The sequence below is a fragment of the Streptomyces sp. NPDC028991 genome (assembly GCF_055564775.1).
Genome location: NZ_JBVHVP010000013.1, coordinates 148,361 through 173,628 on the forward strand (window position 1 = coordinate 148,361; position 25,268 = coordinate 173,628).

21 protein-coding genes are annotated in these 25,268 nt (G+C 74.5%); 9 read left to right on the forward strand and 12 right to left on the reverse strand.

The features are described from left to right. Window position 1 precedes the first annotated feature (1 nt). Both ACZ4V1_RS24365 and ACZ4V1_RS24370 read left to right on the forward strand, forming a co-directional pair. Window positions 2–2,071, forward strand: a complete 2,070-nt coding sequence (locus tag ACZ4V1_RS24365; RefSeq protein ID WP_468339533.1) for an iron ABC transporter permease — start codon at window positions 2–4, stop codon at window positions 2,069–2,071. 278 nt (window positions 2,072–2,349) lie between these two features. Beyond that, the gene (locus ACZ4V1_RS24370) at window positions 2,350–3,684 is read left to right on the forward strand and encodes a lipase family protein (protein ID WP_468339535.1); all 1,335 of its coding nucleotides are present in this window, start codon (window positions 2,350–2,352) and stop codon (window positions 3,682–3,684) included. 80 nt (window positions 3,685–3,764) lie between these two features. Here ACZ4V1_RS24370 and ACZ4V1_RS24375 read toward each other — a convergent pair whose 3' ends face one another. Then, entirely contained in the window at window positions 3,765–4,718 is a 954-nt protein-coding gene (locus ACZ4V1_RS24375) for a DMT family transporter (RefSeq protein WP_468339537.1), read from the reverse strand. A gap of 214 nt (window positions 4,719–4,932) precedes the next feature. Here ACZ4V1_RS24375 and ACZ4V1_RS24380 point away from each other — a divergent pair, with 214 nt between their 5' ends. Further along, entirely contained in the window at window positions 4,933–5,682 is a 750-nt protein-coding gene (locus ACZ4V1_RS24380; protein WP_468339539.1) for a hypothetical protein, read from the forward strand. Between the two features lie 2 nt (window positions 5,683–5,684). On the opposite strand, the gene ACZ4V1_RS24385 is transcribed toward ACZ4V1_RS24380, so the two are convergent. Genes ACZ4V1_RS24385 through crtI form a run of 4 tightly spaced genes read right to left on the reverse strand, consistent with a single transcriptional unit; the run spans window position 5,685 to window position 9,734 of the window. Continuing rightward, complete coding sequence (locus ACZ4V1_RS24385; RefSeq protein WP_468339540.1) at window positions 5,685–6,176, reverse strand: MSMEG_6728 family protein; 492 nt, start codon at window positions 6,174–6,176, stop codon at window positions 5,685–5,687. A 17-nt stretch (window positions 6,177–6,193) separates the two neighbouring features. Further along, window positions 6,194–7,216, reverse strand: a complete 1,023-nt coding sequence (locus ACZ4V1_RS24390) for a DUF5914 domain-containing protein (RefSeq protein ID WP_468339542.1) — start codon at window positions 7,214–7,216, stop codon at window positions 6,194–6,196. Then, entirely contained in the window at window positions 7,213–8,220 is a 1,008-nt protein-coding gene (locus ACZ4V1_RS24395; RefSeq protein WP_468339544.1) for a phytoene/squalene synthase family protein, read from the reverse strand. Before ACZ4V1_RS24395 ends, ACZ4V1_RS24390 begins: the two co-directional genes overlap by 4 nt. Further along, window positions 8,217–9,734 (reverse strand): phytoene desaturase family protein, encoded by a 1,518-nt coding sequence (gene crtI, locus ACZ4V1_RS24400; protein ID WP_468339546.1) that lies wholly within the window; start codon window positions 9,732–9,734, stop codon window positions 8,217–8,219. Before crtI ends, ACZ4V1_RS24395 begins: the two co-directional genes overlap by 4 nt. Window positions 9,735–10,131: 397 nt before the next feature. Between crtI and ACZ4V1_RS24405 the strand changes: the two genes are divergently transcribed. The 3 genes from ACZ4V1_RS24405 to ACZ4V1_RS24415 all read left to right on the forward strand — a co-directional run bounded on the left by ACZ4V1_RS24405 (window position 10,132) and on the right by ACZ4V1_RS24415 (window position 13,796). After that, the gene (locus ACZ4V1_RS24405; RefSeq protein ID WP_468339548.1) at window positions 10,132–11,334 is read left to right on the forward strand and encodes a lycopene cyclase family protein; all 1,203 of its coding nucleotides are present in this window, start codon (window positions 10,132–10,134) and stop codon (window positions 11,332–11,334) included. A 147-nt stretch (window positions 11,335–11,481) separates the two neighbouring features. Beyond that, window positions 11,482–12,246 carry a methyltransferase domain-containing protein gene (locus ACZ4V1_RS24410; RefSeq protein WP_468339550.1) on the forward strand — a complete coding sequence of 255 codons (765 nt, stop codon included), beginning with the start codon at window positions 11,482–11,484 and terminating at the stop codon, window positions 12,244–12,246. Further along, on the forward strand, window positions 12,243–13,796 hold the full coding sequence (locus ACZ4V1_RS24415) for an FAD-dependent oxidoreductase (protein WP_468339552.1): 1,554 nt from the start codon (window positions 12,243–12,245) through the stop codon (window positions 13,794–13,796). Before ACZ4V1_RS24410 ends, ACZ4V1_RS24415 begins: the two co-directional genes overlap by 4 nt. A 114-nt stretch (window positions 13,797–13,910) precedes the next feature. On the opposite strand, the gene ACZ4V1_RS24420 is transcribed toward ACZ4V1_RS24415, so the two are convergent. The 3 genes from ACZ4V1_RS24420 to ACZ4V1_RS24430 all read right to left on the reverse strand — a co-directional run bounded on the left by ACZ4V1_RS24420 (window position 13,911) and on the right by ACZ4V1_RS24430 (window position 17,002). Continuing rightward, a complete protein-coding gene (locus tag ACZ4V1_RS24420) occupies window positions 13,911–14,801 on the reverse strand; it encodes an SDR family oxidoreductase (RefSeq protein WP_468339554.1) in 891 nt (296 codons plus the stop codon). Between the two features lie 76 nt (window positions 14,802–14,877). Beyond that, the gene (locus tag ACZ4V1_RS24425; RefSeq protein WP_468339556.1) at window positions 14,878–16,497 is read right to left on the reverse strand and encodes a phytoene desaturase family protein; all 1,620 of its coding nucleotides are present in this window, start codon (window positions 16,495–16,497) and stop codon (window positions 14,878–14,880) included. Further along, window positions 16,490–17,002, reverse strand: a complete 513-nt coding sequence (locus ACZ4V1_RS24430; RefSeq protein WP_468339558.1) for an SRPBCC family protein — start codon at window positions 17,000–17,002, stop codon at window positions 16,490–16,492. Before ACZ4V1_RS24430 ends, ACZ4V1_RS24425 begins: the two co-directional genes overlap by 8 nt. A 336-nt stretch (window positions 17,003–17,338) precedes the next feature. Here ACZ4V1_RS24430 and ACZ4V1_RS24435 point away from each other — a divergent pair, with 336 nt between their 5' ends. Next, window positions 17,339–18,508 (forward strand): S1 family peptidase, encoded by a 1,170-nt coding sequence (locus tag ACZ4V1_RS24435; protein WP_468339560.1) that lies wholly within the window; start codon window positions 17,339–17,341, stop codon window positions 18,506–18,508. A 1,238-nt stretch (window positions 18,509–19,746) separates the two neighbouring features. Then, the gene (locus tag ACZ4V1_RS24440; protein WP_468339562.1) at window positions 19,747–20,724 is read left to right on the forward strand and encodes a terpene synthase family protein; all 978 of its coding nucleotides are present in this window, start codon (window positions 19,747–19,749) and stop codon (window positions 20,722–20,724) included. A gap of 22 nt (window positions 20,725–20,746) precedes the next feature. On the opposite strand, the gene ACZ4V1_RS24445 is transcribed toward ACZ4V1_RS24440, so the two are convergent. Continuing rightward, window positions 20,747–21,343 carry a CAP domain-containing protein gene (locus tag ACZ4V1_RS24445; RefSeq protein WP_468339564.1) on the reverse strand — a complete coding sequence of 199 codons (597 nt, stop codon included), beginning with the start codon at window positions 21,341–21,343 and terminating at the stop codon, window positions 20,747–20,749. Window positions 21,344–21,526: 183 nt separating this feature from the next. Here ACZ4V1_RS24445 and ACZ4V1_RS24450 point away from each other — a divergent pair, with 183 nt between their 5' ends. Next, window positions 21,527–21,769, forward strand: a complete 243-nt coding sequence (locus ACZ4V1_RS24450; RefSeq protein WP_468339566.1) for a hypothetical protein — start codon at window positions 21,527–21,529, stop codon at window positions 21,767–21,769. Window positions 21,770–21,819: 50 nt separating this feature from the next. Here the strand turns inward: ACZ4V1_RS24450 and ACZ4V1_RS24455 are convergent, their stop codons facing one another. The 3 genes from ACZ4V1_RS24455 to ACZ4V1_RS24465 form a co-directional block, all read right to left on the reverse strand. Further along, complete coding sequence (locus ACZ4V1_RS24455) at window positions 21,820–22,584, reverse strand: ABC transporter permease (protein ID WP_468339568.1); 765 nt, start codon at window positions 22,582–22,584, stop codon at window positions 21,820–21,822. After that, complete coding sequence (locus ACZ4V1_RS24460) at window positions 22,581–23,432, reverse strand: ABC transporter ATP-binding protein (RefSeq protein ID WP_468339674.1); 852 nt, start codon at window positions 23,430–23,432, stop codon at window positions 22,581–22,583. The genes ACZ4V1_RS24455 and ACZ4V1_RS24460 overlap by 4 nt, the downstream gene beginning before the upstream one ends. 198 nt (window positions 23,433–23,630) lie before the next feature. Beyond that, window positions 23,631–24,674: a polyprenyl synthetase family protein gene (locus ACZ4V1_RS24465; protein ID WP_468339570.1), complete on the reverse strand. Its 1,044-nt coding sequence runs from the start codon at window positions 24,672–24,674 to the stop codon at window positions 23,631–23,633. Between the last annotated feature and the right edge of the window lie 594 nt (window positions 24,675–25,268).

Consider the following 25,268-nt stretch of genomic DNA (forward strand, 5'->3'; position numbering starts at 1 on the left):
CATGGCCGTCACCGCAACCAAGCCCGCCGCCCGTCCGTCGACGGCACCCACGTCCCGGCCGGGCGCGGCCGCGGTGACGGCCGGGCTCGTCCTCCTGGTCGCCGTCCTGGCCGTCGTCGACATCACCCAGGGCACCGCCGCCGTCGGACCGGCCGAGGTGTTCAAGGCCCTGACCGGGCAGGCCCGTCCGGACGACGCGTCCGTCGTGATCGCGTCCCGGCTGCCCCGCATGACCGCGGGCCTCCTGGTCGGCGCCGTCCTCGGTATGGCCGGTGCCGTGCTCCAGGCGGTCAGCCGCAACGTGCTGGCCTCGCCCGACACGCTGGCCGTGAACGCGGGCTCCTACCTGGCCCTCGGACTGGTCGGCGCCACCGGCGTCTCGCTCCCGATGATCGCCTCCTCCGGTGTCGCCTTCGCCGGCGGCCTGGCCGCGGCGGCCGTCGTACTCGGTCTGTCCGGGCTCGGCACGGGCACCGTCCGGCTCGTGCTGGCCGGCACCGCGCTGATGCTGGGCCTGAACTCCATGACGGAGGGACTGCTGCTGCTCTTCCCCGAGCAGACGGACGGTCTCTACCAGTGGAACCAGGGCAGCATCGCCCAGAACGGCTTCGACGGCATCCTGCAGATGCTGCCCATCGCCCTGACCGGGCTCGTCGGGCTGCTGCTGACGGCCCGCCGGGTGGACGCGCTCGCGCTCGGCGACGACGCCGCGCGCGGACTGGGCGTCCCGGTCCGGGCCACCCGGGTCACGGTCGTCGTCCTGGCCGCGCTGCTGTCCGCCGCCGCGGTCACGCTCGCCGGGCCGATCGGATTCGTCGGCCTGTGCGCCCCCGCCCTCGTGCGCCCGCTGGCCCGCCGGTTCCGCGGTTTCGCGCGGTCCCGTACGGCCATGCCCGCGGCCGCGCTCACCGGCGCGGCCCTGGTCCTCGGCTCGGACGTGCTGCTGCGGACCTTCGTCGCGGACGACCTCTCGGTGGCCGTGCCCACCGGTGTCGTCACCAGCCTGGTGGGTGCCGTCTTCCTTGTCGTCATGGCGCTGCGCCTGAAGGACACGGCCGGGGCCGGGGCGCCGGACCGGCTGCGCATCCCGAGCCGGGCGGTGTTCCTGGCCACGCTGGCCGTCCTGGTCGCCGTCCTGGTGGGCCTCGTGATCGCCGCCGTGCTGGTCGGCGACAGCAAGCTGCTGCTCGGTGACGTCCTCAACTGGGCGCAGGGCCGGGCGGGGCGGACCGTCTCCTTCGTCCTGGACACCCGGGTGCCCCGGGTGCTCGCGGCGCTCGGCGCGGGCGCGGCGCTCGCCCTGGCCGGCACGCTGGTACAGGCCGTGACGCGCAACCCGCTCGCGGAGCCCAGCGTCCTGGGCGTCTCCGGCGGCGGCGCGCTGGGTGCCGTGGTCCTGGTGACCACCGCGCCGGTGGCCGGGACGTGGGGTGTCGCCGGTGCCGCTTTCGCGGGGTCCGCCGTCACCGCGGTCCTCGTCTTCGGGCTCGCCGCCCGGGGCGGTTTCCGGCAGAACCGGCTGGTCCTCGTCGGCATCGGGGTCGCCGCCGCGACGACCGCGCTGATCAGCCTGCTGATCGTGCTCACCGACCCGTTCAACGCGACGAAGGCGCTGACCTGGCTGTCGGGTTCCACCTACGGGCGGACCATGCCGGACATCGTGCCGGTCGCGCTGGCTCTGGTCGTCGGCATCGGTGTCGCGGTCGCCCGGCGCACCGAGCTGGACCTGATCTCACTGGACGAGGACACACCGCGGCTGCTCGGCCTGCGGCTGGGGGCGGGGCGGCTCGGGTTCCTCGTGCTGAGCGTCGTACTCAGTTCGACGGCCGTGGCCTGCGCGGGCACCATCGGGTTCGTCGGGCTCGTGGCCCCGCACGCCGCCCGGGCGCTCGTGGGCCGGCGGCACGTACGGGTCGTGCCGGTCGCGCTCCTCCTGGGGGCCACGCTCGTGTGCGCGGCCGACCTGATCGGCCGCACGGTGATCGCCCCGGCCCAGCTCGGCGCCGGGCTCATGACGGCGGTCATCGGTACGCCGTACTTCCTGTATCTGCTGGTGCGCAGCCGCCGGTAGGCACGCGTGCCCCGGCCGGAACAACCGGGGCGCCCGGCCCGCTGCCCGACGGAGCGGCGGGCCGTACCGCTCCCCCTCCGCGCTTCGGCACCTCCTGGTTCGCGACGGGACCGCTGTCAGACGGCGCGTCAAGTTACTGAACCGTAATGAGCATGGTGCTACCCCCGGTAACCCCTGGTCGGTTACGGTCCCGTCACCTCACAGGAGCAGCGCGGCCACGGCCCTGACCCCACTGGACCGCGGACGACCGGTTCCGGCCCTTCCCCAGGAGGTTCGCCATGCCCCCACGCCCACGCACGCTCGCCGCGGCCGTCACGGTCGCGCTCGCCCTCGGTGCGCAGGCCGTCCCGGCCGCCGCCACCGGTCCGGCGACCGGCTCCGCCACGGAGGTCTCCCGCGGCGTCGAGATCCCCGCCTTCTACTCCCCGCCGTCCACGCTGCCCGACACCGACGGCGCGCTGATCCGCAGCGAACCGCTGCGCCTCGCCCTGAGTCTGCCCACCCTCGGCGGCCCCCTTCCGGGACGTGCGACCAGGCTGATGTACAAGTCCACCGACGCGAACGGCGAACCGGTCGCCGTGACCGGCGCCTACATCGAGCCCACCGCGAAGTGGCGCGGCGACGGACCGCGGCCCCTGGTCGCCGTGGCGCCCGGCACCATGGGCCAGGGCGACCAGTGCGCCGCCTCGATGGCACTGGAGCACCCGTTGCTGCTCAACGGCGAGACGGTGTCGGTGGGCTACGAGGACCTGTCCGTCTACCGGCTGCTGCTGCGCGGCGTCGCGGTCGTCGTCACCGACTACGTGGGGCTCGGCACCACCGACCGGCTGCACACCTACGTCAACCGCGTCGACGGAGCCCACGCCGTACTGGACGCCATACGCGCCGCACGCTCCCTCGACTCGGCGTCGGTCACCCCGGACTCCCGGATCGGTCTGTTCGGCTACAGCCAGGGCGGCGGGGCGACGGCCGCCGCGGCCGAACTCCAGCCCACCTACGCCCCGGACGTCGAGCTGGCGGGCACCTACGCCGGCGCTCCGCCCGCCGACCTGACCGAGGTCACCGAGGCCATCGACGGCGGCGACCTGGCGGGCGCGCTGGGCTGGTCGCTCAACGGCTTCCTGCAGAGCGAGCCGGCCCTGCGGCCCATCGCCGACCGGTACGTCGACACGGCGGGCGAGGAGGCGCTGAAGGATCTGTCGACCATGTGCGTCGGCGACGCCCTCTTCGCGTACGGAGGAGACAGCAGCACCGCCTGGACCAGGACCGGGCAGTCGCTCGGCGACATCATCCGGGCCGAGCCGACGTTGCGGGCCTTCCTGGCCGAGCAGCGGATCGGCGCGCTGAAGCCGACCGGTCCGGTCCGCGTGGCCACGGGGGTGGCCGACGACCTGGTCCCCCACGAACAGTCCCGGCAACTGGCCGTCGACTGGTGCCGCAAGGGCGCGAAGGTCACCTACGACCCGGTCCTGCTGCCCGGTGTCGGCAGTGGCCTGCTCAACCACTTCGCCCCGCTGCTCGCCGATCAGGGCAAGGCCATCTCCTGGCTCACCGACCGGCTCTCCGGCAAGCCGGCCGGCTCGAACTGCTGGAGCATGCCCGTACAGCCCTGAGCCGTACCGGACGAAGCACAGGGTCCCGGTGGACGTCCGCGGGACCCTGTGCCCGGCCCGCGTGAACCCGGGCACCACACCTAGAAGGACCTCTCCGGCTTCTCCAAGGAGCGCTCCGGGGTCCGCTGCCGCGTCGCCGGCGCCCGGCCCCGGCGCGCGAACGGCAGCGACGCGGCACCGGAACCCACGGCGACCCCGGCGCAGACCAGGGTGCTGCCCACGGCCTGAGCGGCGCCGTAGGAGCCCGTACCGACGAGCGGTGCCGTGCAGGCGGCGGCGACCGGGATCAGGCCGGAGAACAGTGTGGCCCGCTCCGCCCCGATCCGCTGCATGCCCATGTACCAGCACACGAACCCGATGACGGTGACCACCGCCGCCTGCCACAGCAGCGCCCCGCCCTCGACCGCGTCCGGCCGCCGCAGCCACCCGCCACCGTCGGCCAGGACACCGGCCGCCGCCGACTCGACGGCCGCCACACCACACACCACGGTGGACAGCAGCCGAGGGCCCAGGGGCCGCAGTACGGGCACCGCGAGGACCGCGAATCCCACCTCGCCGACCAGGGCGCACACGGAGAAGGCGATGCCCGCGCCGTCGGTGCGCCCCCAGCCCTGGACCGTGAAGGCGCCCACGGCCACGAACAACGCCCCGTACAGCACGGCGCGCTGCGGCCGCCGCCCGTCCAGGACGGGGACGAGGACGGCGACCACCACCGGCGCGCAGCCCACGAAGACGCCGGGGACCGCCGGTTCCGCCGTGCGTTCCGCGGCGAGGACGGCCAGGTTGAAGCCGACCATGCCGACGGCGGCGAGCAGCGCGAGGCGCAGCCACCGGCCGGCTCCCAGCGTGCGCAGCCGGGTCGTCGCGCCGGGTCCGGCGAGCGGGACGAGCAGCAGGAAGGCCAGACCGTAGCGCAGGAACTGGCCGCCCGCGTACGGGTAGTCGCCGAGCAGGCTGTTGGCGGTGAAGGATCCTCCGACGAGGACACAGGCGAACGCGGCGAGCAGGGCGCCGCGCAGGGTGGTGGCGTTCATGGCCATGACGCTAGGAAGCGCAGCGGCCCGGCACGGGGTCCACTTCACGGGCGTCGTCGGGGACCAATCCGCGGCCACCGCCCGCACACGGACGTCACGGCTTCTCCATCGCGCGCATGTCGGAGGAATACGGGGTAGTCGGAACGTCCCGGTGTCAACACATCGGAAAGTCAAGGGATTTGACGGGCATCAACGGATCTGGGAGGAACTGCCAGTGCGCACCATCAAAGTGGCGACCGCTGTGGCGACCGCGAGCGTCTCCCTCGCCTTACTGGCCGGCTGCGGCGGCGATTCCGGTGACGAGGGCAAGCCCTTCGAGGGGCAGAGCGCCGACGACATCGCCGCGAAGGCCGTCGAGGCCACGCGGCAGGCGAAGTCCCTGCACATGAAGGGCGACACCCGCCAGGAGGACGGCAGCACCGTCACCATCGACGTCTCGGTCGACCAGGAGAAGAACTGCCAGGGCACCATCGGCACCGGCGAGTCCACGGCGGACGTGCGGCACACCGACGCGACGCTCTATCTGCGCGGTGACGAGCAGTACTGGCGCAACGCCCTCGAACAGCAGCCCGAGGCGGCGCGGAAGATGGTGCCGAAGCTGCGGGACAAGTGGGTGAAGATGCCGGCGAACGACGCCACGACCGCCGGGGTCTGCGACAAGCAGGGCTTCATCGCCGCCATGGACGAGGACAAGTCCGAGCGCCAGGGGATGAAGCGCGGCGACACGACCGAGGTGAACGGCGAGGAGGCCCTGAAGCTGACCAAGGAGAGCTCCTCCGGCGAGACACTCGCCCTGTACGTCGCCACGGAGGGCAAGCCGTACATCCTCAAGACCACGACCGAGGGCGGCGAGAACCCGGGCAGCGTCACCTTCAGCGAGTACGACGAGCCGGTGAGCCCCGAGCAGCCGCCGGCCGACCAGACCGTCGACATGAAGGAACTGGCCGGCGAGCAGCGGGCCTGACCCTACGGGGTACCGCTCCCCGCCTCGCCGCGCTCCCGGTCCGAGTCCGGCCACACATAGGGCAGGTCGTCCGGGACCCCGGGGAACAGCTCGGCGTACACCTCCGGCTCCTTGCGCACCAGCGCCGACCGGTGGCTGCGGTGGAAGGCGTCGTCCCCGAGCCAGGGCGGCAGTTCCCCGGCGCCCGCCAGCTCGGACTGGTCCCGCACCGGCTCGTGCGGGCGGCTCGCGGCGAGCCCGGCGACGAGGGACGCGGCGCAGCTGTCCTGGTGGCCCCGCTCGCGCCAGACCCGGCAGACCTCCAGGCCGTACCGGACGAGGGCCTCCTCGTAGCCCGTCCACATCCGCACCGCCGGATGCCGGCGCCAGCCGTAGCCGGGCACGGTGAGGCCGCGCAGCACCTGGAGTGCCTCGACCCGCTGCTTGCCCAGCCGGCGGCGGTCCAGGGTCAGCGCCGACTCCCGGAACCCGGGGTGGGGGAGGAAGGTCTGCATGCCGGTCCTGCTCCGTTCTAGCCGGGAAACCTGCCGCGAGCGCGCAGGTGTCCGCGGCGTTCGGCGTAGGCGAGGTCGTCGCGCCACAGGCGGCCGGCGGCGGCCCGCATCAGCGGGCGCAGGGCCGGGGCCAGGCGCCGGACCACGGGGAAGCCCGGCCGGTCCGAGGTGGCCAGCACCGCCTCGGTGACCGCGGTACGCGGCCGGCCGGCCTCGTCCGGGCCGAGCGGCGTGGCGTGGGTCTCCACGACGGATCCGGTGCCCTCACCGCCGGTGATGCGCATGACGACGGTGCGGGGCTCCGGGGCGGTGAACTCCGCCCGTACGGGCACGACGAGCCGGCCGGTGAGCCGGAAGGACACGTCCACGACGAAGCGGTCGTCGTCCTCGCCGGCGTCGGGGGCCTGGCGGGGCGTCTCGACGACGGTGAGGTCCACGAAGGAGTACGGGTGGAACCAGGCGCCGTGCCACGGGTCGAGCCGGTTGGCGACGACGTCCTCGGGTTCGCAGACCCCGACCCCGCGCCAGACGGATGTCAGGGCCGCGTTGCGCGGTGGCCTGGCGGGTACGACGGGGGCGGGCGTCGGCGTCTCCTCCCCCACCGCGTCCAGCCGTACCCACACCAGGACGCCGTCGTCGTGCACCGGCAGCGGCTCCCAGCCGGCGAACGCACCGCCGTCCAGGGCCAGTCCGTGCCAGTGGCACACCAGCGTGCCGCACCGCACCGGGCTGTCGGCCAAGGGGGCACCGAGGTGGGGGCAGGCGCCGGGCCCGCCCACCAGACGCCCGCGCGCGTCGCGCCAGACGACGGCCTCGACGCCGTCGACCGTGCCGGACAGCGGCCGGGTGGGCGCCGCGTCCGTACTCGCGCCGAGGACGTACCAGTTGCCGGAGGGGCGGGCCCGGGCGCGCTCGAGGGCTCCGGCGATGAGGGCGGGGCGTGCCTCGCGCCAGGTCGGACGCTGGTTCCGCCAGGGGACGGGGCGGCGCCGCAGCCGCAGTGGGTAGCGGCCCCGGCCGGGGTGGGGGTGCTGCCTCATCCGGCCTCCTTCACGGAGTGGGTGTCTTTCCGGCACGGCGCCGGCGGCATCCCGTGCGCGGCGGCGCCACGCGCCCCCAGCCTGGCGGCCAGCACCCGGACGAGTCCGCCGGCGGCGACGGCCGCGCGGCGGCGGCGGGGCACCACCGCACGCCGGTGCAGTACCGCGTATCCGTCGTCCGCGATGGCGTCGAGGATGCCGCCGTAGAGGACGTACGCGGTACGGATGCAGGGGCGCGCGACCGGGTCCAGCATGGCGAGTCCGGGGGCGGCCTCGCGGTAGACGGCGCGGGTGAGGTCCTCGGCGGCCCGCAGCGCGGCGGTGACGCGGGGGTCGGGGCGGCCGGTGCGCCTGCTCCACAGCAGCAGGTCCCGGTGGACGCCGTGCGCGGCGAGCAGGTCCGCCGGGAGGTAGATCCTGCCCCGGTCGAGGTCCTCGCCGACGTCCCGCAGGAAGTTGGTCAGCTGGAAGGCGACGCCCAGCGCGGCGGCGTGCGGCGCGGCCCGGACGCGGGCGGTCACGGTGCCGAGCACGGGCAGCATCTGCAGGCCGATGACGGCGGCCGAGCCGTGCATGTAGGCGCGCAGGTCGTCGTAGGAGGCGTAGTCGGTGACGGTGAGGTCGCTGCGCATCGAGGCCAAGAAGTCGGTGAAGTGCGCCGGGTCGATGGCGTACCGGGCGGCGGTGTCGGCGAGGGCGGCCACCACGGGTTCACCGGCCGGCCCGGCCCCGGTCAGCGCCTGCCGCAGCTGCTCCTCGAGCCGGGCGAGGGCGGCCGCGCGGTCGGCGGTCGTCGCCTCGGCACCCATGTCGTCGACGATGTCGTCCGCCCACCGCGCGAATCCGTACAGGGCGTGCACGGCCGGTCTGCGGTCGGCGGGCAGGAGGCGGGTGGCGAGGAAGTAGGTGCGGCCGTGGCGGGCGTTGAGGATCCGGCACCGGGTGTAGGCGGCGCGCAGGGCCGGGTCGGTGATGCCCGCGGCGTCCAGTTCGCGCCGGGTCATCGGCGCCCGCCCTTCGCCGGCGAACGGCGTGCCGGTGGTCCGGCGATGCGGGCGGCGGCCAGCTTCCCGGAGATCAGCACGGTCGGCACGCCCACTCCCGGGGTGGTCCCGCAGCCCGCGAGGACCGCGTTGTCCGTGCCGCGCACCAGGTTGCGGGGGCGGAAGGGTCCCGTCTGGGCGAAGGTGTGGGCGACGGAGAACGGCGTGCCCGCGGCATGCCCCTGTGCGGTCCAGTCGGCGGGTGTCACCAGGCACTCCTCCTCGATGGCGGCGGCGATGCCGGTCAGTCCCCGGCGTTCCAGAGTGGTGAGCAGACGGTCGCGGTAGCGCGGCGCGAGGTCGGCCCAGTCCCGGGCGCCGGGGCCGATGTCGGTGTTGGGGCAGGGGGCGAGGACGTAGTGGAGGTGACGTCCCTCGGGCGCCAGGGAGGGGTCTGCGGCGGTGGGCCGGGTGATCAGCAGGGACGGGTCGGTCATCAGGGCGCCGGTCCGGGTCAGTTCGTCGAAGGTCCGGTGCCACGCGGACCCGAAGGACAGCGTGTGGTGTGCCAGGTGCGGCCAGGTGCGGGTGGTGCCCACGTGCAGGACCACGGCGGAGGGCGCGTGCCGCAGCCCGACCGGGCGGCGCGGACGGCGGCCCAGCAGCCGGTGGACGACGGGCAGGTCGGGGGTGAGGACGACGGCGTCGCACGGGACGCGTTCGTGGGCGGTGACGACCGCCGTGACGCGGTTGCCGGAGCGTTCCAGCCGGGTGACGTCCCGGCCGAGGCGCAGGTCGGCTCCGGCGTCGGCGGCGGCGTCCGCCATGGCACGGGGCAGGGCGTGCATGCCGCCGCGCGGGAAGTACACGCCGGCCACGGTGTCCATGTAGGCGATGACGGCGTAGGCGGCCAGGGCCCGGGCCGGTGCGACACCGGCGTACAGGGCCTGGAAGGAGAAGACGCGCCTCAGCCGCTCGTCCGTCAGGAACCGCCCGATGCGCGCGTCCAGCCGGCCGAAGCCGCCGAGGGCGGCGAGCCGGGCCAGGTCGGGGGTGAGCAGGCCGAGCGGCGAGTCGAAGTTGGCGTCGATGAACCGGCGCATCTGCACCTCGTACAGCCGTCGCAGCCAGGTGCGCAGCCGGCGGTACCCGGCCGCCTCCCGGGCCCCGGCGAACCGTTCGACCTCCGCCTCCATCGCGTCCGCCCCGGTGTGGACGTCGAGGGTGCCGCCGTCGGCGAAGCAGGCCCGGTAGGCGGGGTGCAGGGGCAGGAGTTCGACGCGGTCGGCCAGCCGGTCGCCGACGGCGGCGAACGCCTCGTCGGCCAGATGGGGCATCGTCAGCACGGTCGGGCCCGTGTCGAGGCGGTACCCGCCCAGCTCGCGTCGTCCGGCGCGGCCGCCGGGCAGCGGGTCGCGTTCCACGACCGTCACCCGCCGCCCGGAGCCCAGCAGGTGCAGGGCGGCCGACAGGCCCGCGAGCCCCGCCCCGACGACCACGACGTGGTCGGTGCGACCGGTCACCGTCCGCGTCATCGCGAGCCTCCCGCCCCGTGCGGCAGGTCCCGCAGTTGTTCCCGGCCGTCGTCGGCCGTGCTGGGGCGCATCCCGGGTCCTCTCGTCGTCGGCCGCGGTGCCGGGCCGTGTCGGACACGTCGGCCGCCGCGGCTGCTCCGGCCGGACGGCGCACGGTGGATGCGCCGTCCGGCGTCGGCCACGGTCCGACGGGGGTGACTCGGCGTCATGCCTTCCCCCTTCACCTCCCGCACGACGCCACCCCGGAGCCGTTCACGCCCGACTGTCACCCGTGCGGCGGGCACCCGCCCCGGGCGGTCCAGCGCGCCGTGCGTCCGGGGGCGGCACGGGGGCGGAATACTCCGCCGGAACCGAGCCATCGCACGCTCGTCGCGCACACAGGCGGAAGGAGGTGGCGGTGGTCGAGGCGGACATCGTCGTCATCGGTGCCGGGGCGGCAGGTCTCTCCCTGGCGCACCGGCTCCCGGCGGACGCGCCACGCGGCGCGGCGCCCTCCGTCGTCCTGGTCGATCCGCCGCCCGGTCCGCTGCGGGCACCGCGCCGCACCTGGTGTTTCTGGGAGTCGGGCCCCGGCCGCTTCGACGCGGCGACGACGGCGTCGTGGGAGTGGTTGCGGGTGCGGAGCCGGGACGGGGCGGTCGTCCTGCGGCACATCGCGCCCGCCCGCTACAAGATGATCCGCTCGGACGACTTCGAGGCGCTCGTGGACCGCGATCTCGGGGAGCGGCCGGGGCTGCGGCGTCTGGAGGCCACCGTCGGCACGGTGACCACGCGGGCGGACGGAACCGCGTGCGTGACGGCCGCGGACGCGACGGGGGCCCGCGTCGACCTGCGGGCCCGCTGGGTCTTCGACTCCCGCCCGCCACTCCGCCTGCCGCCGGCCCGCACCCGCCTCCTCCAGCACTTCCGCGGCTGGTTCGTCCGCACCGAGCGGCCGGTCTTCGACCCGGCGGTGGTCGACCTGATGGACTTCCGCACCGGACAACCGGAGCGGGGCCTGTCCTTCGGCTACGTGCTCCCGACCGGGCGGCACACCGCGCTGGTCGAGTACACCGAGTTCGGCCCGGCACCGTTGACGTCCGCCGCGTACGACGGCGCCCTGGAGGACTACACGCGCCGCGTCCTGCGCACCGGCGCCACGGAGATCCTGTCGGCGGAGCAGGGGGTGATCCCGATGACCGACGCCGTGTTCGAACGGCGGGCCGAGGGCTCCGGTGCCGTCTTCCGCATCGGGATGGCGGGCGGGGCGACGCGCCCCTCCACCGGCTACACGTTCGCCGCCGTGCAGCGGCAGTCCGCCGCCGTCGCCCACGCCGTACGCGCGGGGCGCCGCCCGGTGCCGCCGCCCCCGCACCCGGCGCGGGCGCGGCTGATGGACGCGGTGCTGCTCCGCGCGCTGGACACCGGCCGGGTGGACGGCCCCGACCTCTTCTTCCGGCTGTTCGACCGGGTACCCGCCGGACGGCTGCTGCGCTTCCTCGACGGGCGCTCCCGGCTGTACGAGGACCTGGCGGTCGGGGTGCGCGCCCCCGCCCTGCCGATGCTGCGCACGGCGGCCGAACTGCCGTGGCTGCCGCGCCGCCACGTTCCCGTCCGTTGACCGGAGACCGTCGGCGAGTGCCCCGCCCCGCCGGCAGCACGGCCACCCGCGAGCAGCACACCCGCCCTTCGGCCAGACACCCGCACGTGAGCAACACCGGTCCTCGAGCGACACCCGCCCGTGAGTCATCTGCCCCCAGGAGCCCCGATGCCGTCCTTGCTGCGAGACGCCGCGCTGACCGCCGCCTTCGACCACGGCGCCGGCCGCTACGACCGCCTGGTCGCTCTCAACCCGGGCTACCACGCCCAGTTGCGCCGCTCCGCCCGCCGGCTCGGCCTCGCGGACGGCGGCGCCGGACGCCGGGTGCTGGACCTGGGCTGCGGCACGGGCGCGTCGACGGCGGCGCTGGCCGCAGCCTTCCCCGCCGCGGAGATCGTCGGGGTGGACGCCTCGGCGGGCATGCTGGACCGGGCCCGGACCAAACGCTGGCCGTCGCGGGTGCGCTTCGTACACACCCCGGCGGAGGAACTGCACCGCGCCGAGCCGCACGGGCCCTTCGACGCGGTCCTCGCCGCCTACCTGTTCCGCAACCTGACCGATCCCGACGCCGTCCTGCGCACGGTGCACCGGATGCTGGTCCCGGGCGGCAGGCTGGCGGTGCACGAGTACGCGCTCGGCGGGCGGCGCGTGGACCGACTGGTGTGGGCCGCGGTGTGCCGGGGCGTCGTCCTGCCGCTGGGCACGGCCACCGGTGACCGGGACCTCTACCGGCATCTGTGGCGCAGCGTCCTGGCGTTCGACTCCGCGCCGGCGTTCGGCGCGCGGCTGGCCCGGGCCGGGTTCGCACGCGTCCGCGTCCTGCCACTGCCGGGCTGGCAGACGGGCATCACCCACACCTTCCTCGCCCACCGCACCGGGGCGGGGCCGGGCCCGGCGGAGGGCGGCGGCGCGTGGACCGGCGGTGCCCGGTGAGCCGGCGGAGCGGGGCGCGGGCCCCGGGGCGGGACCGGCGGGCGCGGGCCATCGCCCCGCGGGCGGGGCGGGAGAGGGCGGCCGGAGAACCGCCGTCCGTGGCGGTGATCGGCGGCGGCATCGCGGGGCTGGCGGCGGCGACCGTGCTGGCCGAGCGCGGAGTACGCGTGGTGCTGCACGAGCGCGAGCGTGTGCTCGGCGGCCGGGTCGCGGGCTGGCCGGTCGACCTGCCCGACGGCACGTCCGCCACCATGAGCCGGGGCTTCCACGCCTTCTTCCGGCAGTACTACAACCTGCGGAATCTGCTGCGCCGTTCCGATCCCGGGCTGGGCATGCTGACCGGCCTGCCGGACTATCCGCTGCGGCACAGCAGCGGCCTGCGTGACGGCTTCCGCCGGGTACCGCGCACGCCGCCGTTCAGCGCCCTCGGCTTCGTCGCCCTGAGCCCCAGTTTCCGTCCGCGCGATCTGCTGGCCATGCGGCCCGCCGCGGCCCTGCCGCTCCTCGACGTCCGTACCCGCCGCGTCCACGAACAGCTGGACGACGTCAGCGCCCAGGACTTCCTCGACGCCCTGCGCTTCCCCGCCGCCGCGCGGCATCTGGCCTTCGAGGTGTTCTCCCGCAGTTTCTTCGCTGACCCGCGGGAGCTGTCGGCCGCGGAGATGGCGCTGATGTTCCACATCTACTTCCTCGGCTCCAGCGAGGGACTGCTGTTCGACGTCCCCCGCGAACCGTTCCCGCAGGCACTGTGGGATCCGCTCACGGGCCAACTGACGCGGCGTGGGGCCGAGGTGCGGACGAGCACGCCCGTCGAGGCCGTCCGGCCCGGTCCGTCCGGCGGCCACCTGGTGGTCGACGCCACCGGTGCCCGGCCGTACGACGCCGTCGTACTCGCCCTCGACACCGGTGGTCTGAAGGGATTGGTGAGCCGCTCGCCGCACCTGGGGGACGCCGGGTGGCGCGAGCGGGTGGCCCGGCTGCGCACCGCCCCGCCGTTCCTGGTCTCCCGGCTCTGGCTGGACCGTCCGGTCGCGACCGGCCGGCCCGGCTTCCTCGGCACCAGCGGCTACGGCTCGCTGGACAACGTCAGCGTGCTGTCCCACTGGGAGGGCGAGGCGGCGCGCTGGGCGGCGCGCACCGGAGGGTCGGTCGTCGAACTCCACGCCTACGCCCTGCCGCCGACGGCCGTCCGGGAGGTCGAGGAGAAGCGCCTCGTCGACCGGTTGCACCAGGTGTACCCGGAGACCCGTGAGGCCCGCGTCGTGGCCGCGCGGCACGAGTGGCGGGCGGACTGCCCGCTGTTCACCGTCGGCGGCTACCGCGACCGCCCGACGGTCCGGACACCCGACCCGGCCGTCGTCGTCGCCGGAGACCTGGTCCGTACGGGTCTGCCCGTGGCCCTGATGGAACGCGCCGCCACCTCCGGGTTCCTCGCGGCCAACGCCCTGCTGGCGAGGTGGGGCGTGCGGGGCGAGACGCTGTGGACGGTGCCGGACCGGGGCCGGTCGCCGGTGCTGCGTGCAGTGGCGCGACGATTCGGGCCGCGCTGACACCCACGCCCCTGGCGCGCGAGCCGAGACCGTTTCCGCGGTCCCCGGGTGCGCGGTCCGCCGGGTCACGCCACATGCCATCGCCCGGGCCAGGGGCGCGGCAGCGGGCAGCCGCTACGGCTCCACGCCTCCCGTTTCCCCCACCGCGTGGTCGGCACGCCCGCCCGCACCGAGCGGGCCGGTGGCGTCCAGGGCGCCCTCCGCCTCCAGCCGGGGCAGCTCTCGGCGGGACAGCCGCGTCACCACGGGCGGCAGGGCCGTACGCCCCACCTGCGCCAGGCGCAGCCAGCCGGGTACGTACACGGCGGTACGGCGGCGCTCCACGGCTCGTACCAGGCGGGCGGCGACATCGTCCACCGGAGTGGTGCGACGGGCCGGCGCGGGCATGTGGGCGCGCAACTCGCGCAGGACCGCGTACCGGTCGGCGTCGCGGATCATGTCGGTGTCGATCCAGTTGAGGTAGGCGATGCCCACCGCGATCCCGTGGTGGGCCACCTCGGCGCGCAGCGAGTGGCAGAAGCCCTCCACTCCCGCCTTGGAGGCGCAGTAGGCGCTCATCATGGGTGCGGCGCCGAGCGAGGCCAGCGAGGCGATCTGCAGGTGGTATCCCGCGGTGCGGAGCAGGTCCGGCAGGAAGGCGCGGGCGGTGTGGGCACTGCCGGTCAGGTTCACGTCCACGACGCGGCGCCACTCGTCCGGGTCCGACGTGGCGAACGGGCCGCCCTCCGCGATGCCGGCGTTCGCCACCACGACCGAAGGCGGCCCCAGGCGTCCGCGGACCTCACCGGCCGCGTCGTCCAGCGCGGCGGGGTCGGTGACGTCGGCCTCGACGGCGAACGCGTCGGTCGGCAGGTCTGCCGCCACGGCGTCCAGTCGCGACTTCTCGTGGCCGATCAGCGCGAGCCGGGCGCCACGGCGGGCGCACGCGCGTGCGAGGGCGGCGCCCAGCCCACGCGCGGCGCCGGTCACGACGACGGTGCGGTTCTGCAGGGGGCTGTCTGTCACCGGTCGGCCCTTCCTCGGGAGAACACGCGGACGCCACACGCGACCGGTCGCGGCACGGACGGTCGCAGGCGGAAGGTCACCGCTTGTCGCCGGAGCGGTCGCGGCGGGTGAGGCCGCGTTGCACCCGCGCGAGGCCGGCGAACCGGTGCTGACGCAGGGCGGCGCGCGCGGCGTTGGCGCCCGGCGCCCCGTGCACCCCGCCTCCCGGGTGGGCGCCCGCGGAGGCGAGGAAGAGGCCGGCCACCGGTGTCTCCGGCCGCCCGGTGCCGGGCACCGGCCGGAAGACGAGCTGCTGGTGCATGGCCGTGGTGCCGCCGTTGATGGCGCCGCCCTCGAGGTTGGCGTTCATGGCCTGGAGCGTCGGCGGGGCCAGCACGCGCCGGGACCGGATCAGCCCGCGGAAGCCGGGCGCGAAGCGTTCCACCTGGCGCTCGACGCGGTCGGCCATGAGCTCCTGCTCCTTGGTGTCCCAGCTGCCGGTGATCTCCTCGTCCCCCGCGTCGGACCGGATGTCGTGGGGGACGTGGGTGTAGGCCCAGGCGGACTCCGTACCGCGCGGTGAGCGGGAGGGGTCCGTGGTCGTCATCTGGCCGAACAGCGCGAAGGGACGGTCGGGTACCTGCCGCATGGCGATCTGGGCGGCGAACCGGGTCAGCTCGTCGAGACCGTCGGCCAGGTGCACGGTCCCCGCCCGGGCCGCGTCCTCGCACCGCCAGGGCACGGGGCCGTCCAGCGCCCAGTCCACCTTGAAGGTGGCGAAGTCCCACTGGAAGCGCCGCAGATCGGCCAGGACCTGGTCCGGAAGGTCCTCGGGGGCGACGAGATCGCCGTAGAGGGCGGGCACGGACACGTCGGCGAGGACGGCGCGCCGGGCGGCGACCGTCTCCCCGCCGGCGGTGCGGACGCCCACCGCGTGCCGGTCCCGGACCAGGATCCGCTCGACGCGGCGCCCGCAGCGCAGGGTGCCGCCGCGGGCCCGCAACCGGTGCACCAGGGCAGCGGTCAGGGCACCGGAGCCGCCGACCGGCACGGGAAAGCCGTAGGTCTGGCCGAGCATGGACATCAGCCAGCCGAACCCGCCGCTTCCGGCCGCCTCGGGTGCGAGGTCGGCGTGCAGGGCGTTGCCGGCCAGGAGCAGTTTGCCGCCCTCGCCGCAGAACTCCTCCTCGCCCATGCGCCGCACCGGCAGCACCAGGGTGCGCGCCAGCCTCAGTCCTCCGCCGCCGCGCAGCCGCAGGGCGAGGCGGGCGCCTGCCCGGACCGGCGGGAAGGGCGTGAAGAGGGCGTCCAGGATGTCGGCCCGGTAGCGGTCCCAGACCTCGTGCAGGCGGTCCCAGGCGGCTCCGTCTCCGGGCGCGAAGGCGTCGAGGGAGGCCGCGGTGGTCCCGACGTCGCGGTCCAGGACGGCGCACGTGCCGTCGGTCAGGGGGTGGGCCAGCACATGGGGGGCGTGCGCCCAGCGCAGTCCGTGGTCCTCCAACCGCAGTCCGGCGAGGACCGGGGAAGCCGCGGCGAGCGGGTAGAAGGAGCTGAACAGGTCGTTGACGAAGCCGGGGGCGACCTCGCTGTCGTGGCGCACCGCCCCGCCGGGCTCGGGCTGCTCCTCCAGGACCTCCACGCTCCAGCCGGCGTCCGCCAGCAGGTTCGCCGCCACCAGTCCGTTGGGGCCGGCCCCGACCACCACGGCGTCAGGCACGGCCGGCTCCGGGGCCGGGTCCGAAGGCCACGGAACCGGGCGGCTCCGCCGGGTCCGGCCGGCACTGGTCCCCGGCCTCGGCCTCGCACAGTCCCGCGAGCCGGGAGAGCATCGCGCGGTGCCGTACCTGGATCAGCGCCTCGACGCCCACGTTGTGCAGCAGGCCGCCCGGGCCGCGCAGCGGGTGCTCGTCCACGATCACGAGGCACTGCTCGCCCCAGGGGCGCAGCTCGATGGCGATCCGGGCCGTGCCGAGCCTGCCCGCCTTGGCTTCCAGCTCCAGTACGGAGCCCTCCACGCAGTGCCGGACCACCGACTCGTTGTTCAGCCGCACCGGCCCGAGCCGCACCTCGTAGGCGATCGTCGCGCCGACCTGCGGCCACCGTCCGGCCTTGGGGGTGACCTCGGACGGGCCCACCACCCACCTCACGTACTGGTTGCCGTCCGCGAGCACCTCCCACACCGCCTGCGGGCTCGCCTGGATCAGCCGATGCCGAACCGCCACGACTGCCTCCCTGTGCCAGAAGCCGTCACTGCAAGGACGCAGCACTGAGTGCCCCGTCCGGGACCGGCCAATCGGGGCGTAAGGGACCCCCAGAGGGACCGCGACCGTTCACCTCGCCGTCCCGTCTCGCCGTCTCGTCTCGCCATCCCGTCTCGCCGTCTCGCCGTCTTGTCTCGCAGTCCGCGTGATCCCCACCGGAAAAGCCCCGCATTGGCATGGACCTGACGTTGCACTCTGACTAAGCTCGAACCAACCTCGATGAGAGCGCTCTCAGACTGCGGTTGTTCCACCCATCTGTTCCACCCCCACCTCGTTGGAACGACGAAGGGCAACTCCGTGAGACGCAGCAGACTCAGGCACCTCGGCCTGGCCACCCTCCTCGTACTCGGCAGTCTCACCGCGGTCGGCACGCTGCCGGCCTCGGCGGCCGACTCCCCCACCACCTCCGCCGCCTCCGCCGGGGAACCGGCCTCCGCCGGTCTCCTGGACGCCATGCAGCGGGACTTCGGCCTCACCCGGGCCGCGGCCGAGGACCGGCTCGCGGCAGAACGCCGCGCCACCGGCCTCGCGCCCACGGCACGCAAGGCCGCCGGGGACGCCTTCGGCGGCTCCTGGTTCGACGCCGACCGCGGGCAACTGACCGTGGCCGTCACCTCGGAGGCCGCACCCGAGACGGTCCGAGCCGTCGGCGCCACCGGCGCGCACGTCCGCACCGTCGAGCACAGCGCGCGCCGGCTCGACGCCACCAAGGCGCGCATCGACCGCCTGGACGCACCCGCCGGCGTCAGCAGCTGGCACGTCGACCCGGCCGCCAACACGGTGGTCGTCGACGTGGTCCGGGGCGAGATCGCTGACAACGATGTCCGGCACTTCGTGAACCGGGCCCGCAAGGCCGGTCCCGTCACGGTGCGCACGGTGGAATCCGCTCCGCAGACCTTCGCGGCGGGAACCGTGGGCGGGGACCCGTACTACACCGGCAACGTCCGCTGCTCGATCGGCTTCTCGGTGCACGGCGGGTTCGTCACCGCCGGCCACTGCGGCGGTGTGGGAGGGGCGGTCCGAGGCTGGGACGGCTCGCACATCGGCACGTTCCAGGGCTCGTCGTTCCCGGGCAACGACTACGCCTGGGTCAGTGTCGGCAGCGGCTGGTGGACGGTACCGGTCGTTCTCGGCTGGGGAACGGTCTCCGACCAGCTGGTGCGCGGCTCGAACGAGGCACCCGTCGGCGCCTCGATCTGCCGCTCCGGCTCCACCACCCACTGGCACTGCGGCACCGTGCTGGCCAAGAACGAGACGGTCAACTACAGCCAGGGCGCGGTGCACCAGATGACCAAGACGAGTGTCTGCGCCGAGGGCGGCGACTCGGGCGGCTCCTTCATCAGCGGTGACCAGGCGCAGGGCGTCACCTCGGGCGGCTGGGGCAACTGTTCCAGCGGCGGGGAGACCTGGTTCCAGCCCGTCAACGAGATCCTGAACCGCTACGGACTGACCCTGCACACGGCCTGATCCCGGAGGGGCGGGGAGGACTTCGCCGGGTGACCCGGCGGGGTCCGTCCCGCAACCGACGGTCAGGGTCCTCCCCCAATCACCGGTCGAGGCCCCCCTCCGACCGCCGGCAGGAGACCCGACCCGACCGCCGGCCGGGGCCCACCCCGTCCGTCGGCAGGAGGCCCGTCCCATCCGTCGGCAGAGGGCGGACCCGTCCGTCGACAGAGGGCGGGCCCCGGCCTTCGGTCACGCGTCGTCAGAAGTCGCCGGCCCCGGCTGCACCCTGCTCGGAGCCTTACGGTCCGGTCGCCGCGGCCACCCGCCGGTAGGCGGCCCGGGCATGGGTCAGGCGGGCCGGCGCCGTGCCGACCAGGGCCGCACCGAGCAGTCAGGTCAGCCAGAACGGGTCCCGTCGGCCGGCCCACACGAGCGCAGCCGCGACCGGCCGGGGAACAGGTCTGGCACCGCTGCCCAGGGGCGGGGGCAGGGACACCCACTCGATCACGCTGACGGCTCCTTCCGGTCCCGGACGGCTCCGACCACGCCGACGGACACCGGGCCTGCGGGCAGATGGTCCCACCGGGGCGCGGTATGACGTACCTGCCGGGGCGCGGAGCGACGTACCCACCGGGGCGGTGCCCGCGGCTCACCGCCATACCACCGTGAGTTGACCGAAGCCGTGCGGTGACACCACTCCCCGAGCCGAGCGGGGCGCCGGCCGGGCCGCTGCGGGCGCGGGCGGTGGGGCCGGGCTCCTCCTCGACGTCCACCGGGGCGCGGCGTCGCTCGACGGTCACATGCCGGCCTGGGACGCGCGCCGCTCGGCGGCCGAGGAGGTCACCGCCGCGCGAGCGATGAGGGGGTGCCGCGGCCGACTCGGGGATCCCGGCCGCGGCACTCCCTGCCGCCCCGGTGCGGGAGGACTGCGCACCCGGGCACGACGTGCGACTTCCCCGGGTCGGCACCGTGACACTGCACCAGGCGAGTGATGGTCGCGGCCGGTCAACCGTCGCGCGGCGCCAACCCTTTCGGCTGACTGCCGCCGTCCGGCGGGCATGGCCTGCCGCCATTGGACCGACCGGTTCTCCATGATCGTGAGCGAATCCCCGAACCCTTGGGCCAACCTCATTATCCGGAAGGTGCGTGTTGCCATGGGATCCCCCGCGTCCCGCGTATCCGGCGTGGAATTGCCGCCGATCTTCTGTCCTTTCGAGTCCGCTGTTCATCCCCGTGTCCGGCAGGTCGAGAAACAAGCCGTGGCATGGATCGGCGACAGCGGCTTGTGTGACACCGAACGGGAACGGGCCTGGGTCGTGGCGACGCACAGCGCCGACTTCTTCGCCCGGTTCGCCCCGGTGGCGGACGAGGACCGGTTGCTGGCGGCGGCCCTGTGGGTCTACTGGGGTTTCGCCTTCGACGACGCACGCTGCGACACCGGGCCGCTCAGCAGCCGGCCGGCGCAGTTCAACGCGCTGGCCGGCCAGGTGCAGCGGGCCTGCGAGACGGACTCGGCCACGGGCACGGACCGCTTCGTCGGCGCCTTGCAGGACATCATGCGCCGTTTTCGCGGCTTCGCCCCGCCCACGCAGGTGGCCCGGTTCGTGCACGCCCACCGCGCCTGGCTGTCCGGCGTCGCCTGGCAGATCGGCAACCAGGCGGCCGGCCGTATGCCGGGGCTGGACGACTTCCTGGCGATGCGGCTGCTGTCGTCGGGCGGCGAGCCCACCTTCGCCCTGCTGGAACTGGCGACGGGCGCCGAGGTCCCCGACCGTGAACTGCACCGGCCCGCCGTCCGCGCGCTGACCGAGATGGCCGTCCTCGTGGCCGCTCTGGACAACGACCGGCACTCGCTGCACAAGGAGTTGTCAGGAGGTCAGGCCGACCAGAACATCTACACGGTGCTGATGCAGGAGCGGGCCTGCCCGCTCCGGGACGCGGTGACGGCCGGCACCGCGCTGCGCGACCGTGTCCTGCTGCGGTTCGTGCGGCTCCACGACCGCGTCCGGCCGACCGCGAGCGTCGAACTCGCCGGCTATCTCCAGGGGCTCCGGTACGGCGTTCGCGGCAACAACGAGTGGGGGCTGCGGGTGCCGCGCTACCTGAGCGGTGGGCAGTGGCCGGACGAGATGGACGACACACTCCTGTCCTGGGCCGACGAACCCTCCGACGCCCGTCCCGGGCCGGTGGAGGGCGCCCCGTCCGTCGCCTGGTGGTGGGACCCGGACCTCGCCTGACGCCTCGGCACGTGCGGACGCCTCACCGGCCCGAGGCCAGGTCGAGGGTCCACCAGGGGCCGCCGGGACCCTTCGCCCTGCCGACGCCCGCGTGGGTGTAGCGGCAGGTGAGGAGGATGGCGCGGTGCGGGGCGCTGCGCGTCCACGCGGCGACGGCGGCCTCGGCGGTGCCGGATCCGGCGGTGACGTTCTCGCCGGCGGAGCCGACCCGGTATCCGGCGGCCCGCATCCGGTCGGCGGGGCTGCTGCCGTCGGCCCCGGTGTGGGTCAGCCGACGGCTGCGCGCCATCGCGGCGCTGTGCTTCCGGGCGGCCCGGCTCAGCGCCGGGTGCAGCCGCACCGAGGAGCAGCCGGCCTGCTTGCGCTGCCGGTTGACGGCGGCGACCATGCGGTCGTCCGCCGCGGTGGAGCCCGCGGCCGGTGGGCGGGAGCCCTGGGAGGCGGCCGGACCCGGTGCGGACTCCCACCGACCCGGCTCGGGCACGGGCCACAGGGGCGCCCGGTAGGGGGTGGGCGGCGCCGGCGGGGGCGGTGGACCGGCCCAGGCGGGCACCGCGACGACATGCAGGGCGGTGAGGGCCGCGCAGAGGGCGAGCACCGTCCGCCGCATCCCGGTCATATTGTTTTTCACCTTTCCTTTTCCACTTGCTTCTTCATTGACGTTCATCGCGTTTTCTGCTGGTGTATCCACCGATTCGTTCGGGGGAAATCAGCATTTCACTGCCGGTACGGGGGAGTTCGATTGGCTAGGCTTGCACTCGCCCACATCTCCTCTTTCTTTTAATTCGCTTCGGAGGTTTTCATGTCATTGTCGCTGCGCCGCGCCGTCGTGGTGTCGCTGGCCGCTCTGGCCCTCGCGGCAGGCGGGGCAGTGCCGGCCGCCAGTGCCGCTCCGGTGTCGGCCCCGGCCGTCGCCTCGCCCGGCCCCGGCGGTGGTGGCGGCGGGTTCAACGGCGGCCACGAGCCGCCCATGCACTTCGGCCCGTTCGAGATCCCGAAGTTCGGCAGTGTCTCCGGTGGCTTCTCCTGGGGCCTGGCGCGCTAGCCGAACCGGGCAGCAGGTGTTACCGGATGAGGGCCGTCGGTGGGCGGCCCTCATCGACGTTTGAGCGTCGCGGCGCTGGCCACGAGCACCAGGACCACGCATACGAGGATCAGCACCGCGTTCCGGACGAACAGCCCGGTGACACCGGTGTGTGCGGCCGCCTCGCCCGCGGCCTGCACGGCGTACGTCATCGGCATCGCCCGGGCGAGGGCCGCCAGCGCGCCGTGCATCTCGTCGCGGGGCACGAACAGCCCGCACACCAGGAACTGGGGCAGGACCCCGGCCGGCAGGAACTGCACCGCCTGGAACTCGTTGCGGGCGAAGGCGCTCACCAGCAGGCCGAGGGCGAGGCCCAGCAGGGCACCGAGCATGGCGATGACCATCAGCAGGTACGCCGGGCCCTCGATGTCCAGGCCCAGCGGGCCCACCGCGAGCAGGGTGGACAGCACCGCCTGGAGCAGCGCCAGGAACGCGAACGCGAGGCTGTACCCGAGAACGATGTCCAGCCGCCGTACCGGCATGGTCAGCAGCCGCTCCGCGGTGCCGGAGGTGCGTTCCCTGAGCGTCGACACGGAGGCCACCAGGTACATCACGATGACCGGGAAGATGCCGAAGACCTGGGGCCCGACCCGTTCGAAGGTCTCCTCCGAGTCGTGGAACATCAGCTTGAGCAGCACCATGAGCATGCAGGGGATGCCCAGCAGCAGTGCGGTGCTGCCGCGGTCGCGGGAGATCTGCTGCAGCACCCGTACCGCGGTCGCGGAGGTGATGCCGGGTGAGAACGGCAGCCGGTCGGCCAATTGGGTGACAGTCATGTGAGGGTGTCCGCAGCGAAGAAGGTGCGTTCGGCGTCGGGCGCGCCCGGCTGGTCGAGCAGGTGGGGGGAGAGGCCGTCCACACCCGTGTGCTGCCGGGCCCGCGCCTCGGCCGCCGCCGCGGCCCTGACGAGGTGCAGGAACGCCTCCTCCACCACATCGCAGCCGGTGTGCTCGAGCAGGCTGTTCCGGTCGGCGCTGGCCAGGAGCCGGCCCGAGCGCATCAGCAGCAGCCGGTCACAGCGGTCGGCCTCGTCCATGACGTGGCTGGAGACCAGCAGCGTGGTGCCCTCCTCCGCCAGCCGCTGGAAGACCAGCCACAGCTCCCGGCGCACCATCGGGTCCAGGCCGACCGTCGGTTCGTCCATCACCAGCAGTTCGGGCCGGTTCAGCAGGGCCACGGCCAGGGAGACCCGCGAGTACTGACCGCCCGACAGCCGGGCGACCGGCTGGTCCGCGTACGCCACGAGGTCCACGTCCTTCACGACGCGGACCACGGCGTCCTCCCGCTGCCAGCCGCGCAGGCCGAGGGCGGCGGCGAAGTACCGCAGGTTCTCCAGCACCGTCAGGTCCGCGTACACGGAGGGTGCCTGGGTGACGTAGCCGACGCGGGTGCGCAGCGGCCAGGCACCCGCCGCGTGGCCGAGCACCTGGACATGGCCGGCGCCGGGCTGCTGCACGCCGACGACGCAGCGCAGCAGGGTGGTCTTGCCGCAGCCGCTCGGGCCCAGCAGACCGACGATGCGGCCGCGGGGGATGGTGAAACTGACGTTGCGCAGCACCGGCTGGGCGCCGCGGGCCACCTGCAGCCCGTAGGCGGCCACGGCCGGAAGGTCGCCCGGAGGCATTGCGCTGTGCTCGGTGTGCTGCACGGCTCCACTGTGTTTCGTCGGATCGGAGCCTCGGCGGTCGGCCGCGGCGCGGCCGGGGCGAGGGGACGGGGCGGTCGTCGTCAGGACAACGGTCCGCCCGGCTCCGGGTCACGCGGCGGAGACGTTCGCTCCGGCCGGTGAGCTGGTGGTGGGATGGTGGGATGGTGGTGCGGGTCAGGATTCGCGGCGGGTCATCGCCCAGGCGATGTCGTGCAGTTGGCGGTAGGCGTCGGCGGTCGGCCGGGCCAGTGACAGGGACCGCAGCGCGGCCGCCATCTGGCGGCGTGCCTCCTCCTCGGCGGCCTGCCGTCCGCCGGCCTGTTCCACGAGGTGACGCGCCAGGTCGATGTCGTCCTCGTCCAGTGGGTGCGGTGCGCGGTAGAGCTCGCGCAGCCGCTCGGCCGCCGCGCCCGGGGCCGCGAGGGCCGCCGCCACCGGCAGTGACTTCTTGCGCGCGGCGAGGTCCGCGCCGACCGGCTTGCCGCTGCGCGCGGTGCGGCCCCAGATGCCGAGGATGTCGTCCGCGCACTGGAACGCCACGCCGAGTCGCCGGCCGAACTCCCGCAGGCCGCCGACCCGGACGTCGTCCGCTCCGGCCAGCACGCCGCCCAGCGCGCAGGCGCAGCCGATCAGGGCGCCCGTCTTGCCCGCGGCCATGGCCAGGTAGTCCGCGACAGACACCTCGTGGGCCTTCTCGAACGCGACGTCGTTGCTCTGCCCCTCCACCAGTTCCAGGAGCGCGCCCACGAGTTCCTGCACGGCTGCCCCGGCCCGCGTCGGCGAGGCCTGGGCCAGTGCGCGCAGCGCCGCGACCAGCAGCGCGTCTCCGGTCAGTACGGCCGCCGGGGTCCCGAACAACGACCAGGCGGCGGGCCGGTGGCGGCGCAGCGCGTCGCCGTCGATGACGTCGTCGTGCAGCAGGGTGAAGTCGTGCACCAGCTCGACCGCCACGGCGCCGGGCACCGCGGCCGACGGGCTCCCTCCGACGGCCGCCGCCGACAGCAGGGTGAGTGCCGGGCGCACCGCCTTGCCGCCGCCGGACGCGTCCGCGCGCGGCGCGCCGTCGGCCTCGCACCAGCCCCGGTGGTAGCGGGCCACGAGGCTCTCCGCGGCCGGCAGCGACTCGACCGCGGCCCGCAGGGCGGGCGAGAACACGTCGTCGACCCAGTCCAGACGCGGAAAGGCGCCCACCGGGGGCGAGTCGGTGATCTGCGACACGTACTACTCCTCACGATGGCAAGGGCGATGACGGGAATCGACGGTCGGACACGATGACGGGTAGGGGGAACCGAGGGCGCTCGCACCGTGCCGCGCCGGCCGCACCGCCAGTCAATCGGCTACCGCACCGCGGGGAGTCGCCGCGGCGCACCACCCGGCGAAAGATCACCGAGGCAGCCCAGCTCCATGACCATGCGCCCAGCCGACAATCACGCCGACCGCCCACCACGAGCGCCGTGCGCCGCCGTATGCCGTCCGCCCCGCCGCGGGATGCGACGGGGCGGACGGTTGCGGACGGTCCGTCAGCACGGCGTGGCTGTCATCAACTTCTCGAACGAAGCCATGCAGTCCGGGCAGTGACGTGCCCGTTCGCCGTCGGATGCCTCGATACGTTCGCGGAGCCTTTGTCCGCACAGGGTGGCCGCGGCCTGTTTGGCCATCACGTGCCACACCAACGCTCCGCCCGCCTTCTCCGGGCCCACGCACATTTCGTACATGATCGGCCTCCCAGCCTGGACGCCGCTGACACACTCCAGGAGACACCGGATCGGGCCTCACCAGTACTGTGCGGGGGCCATTCGGGTGACGGCCGCT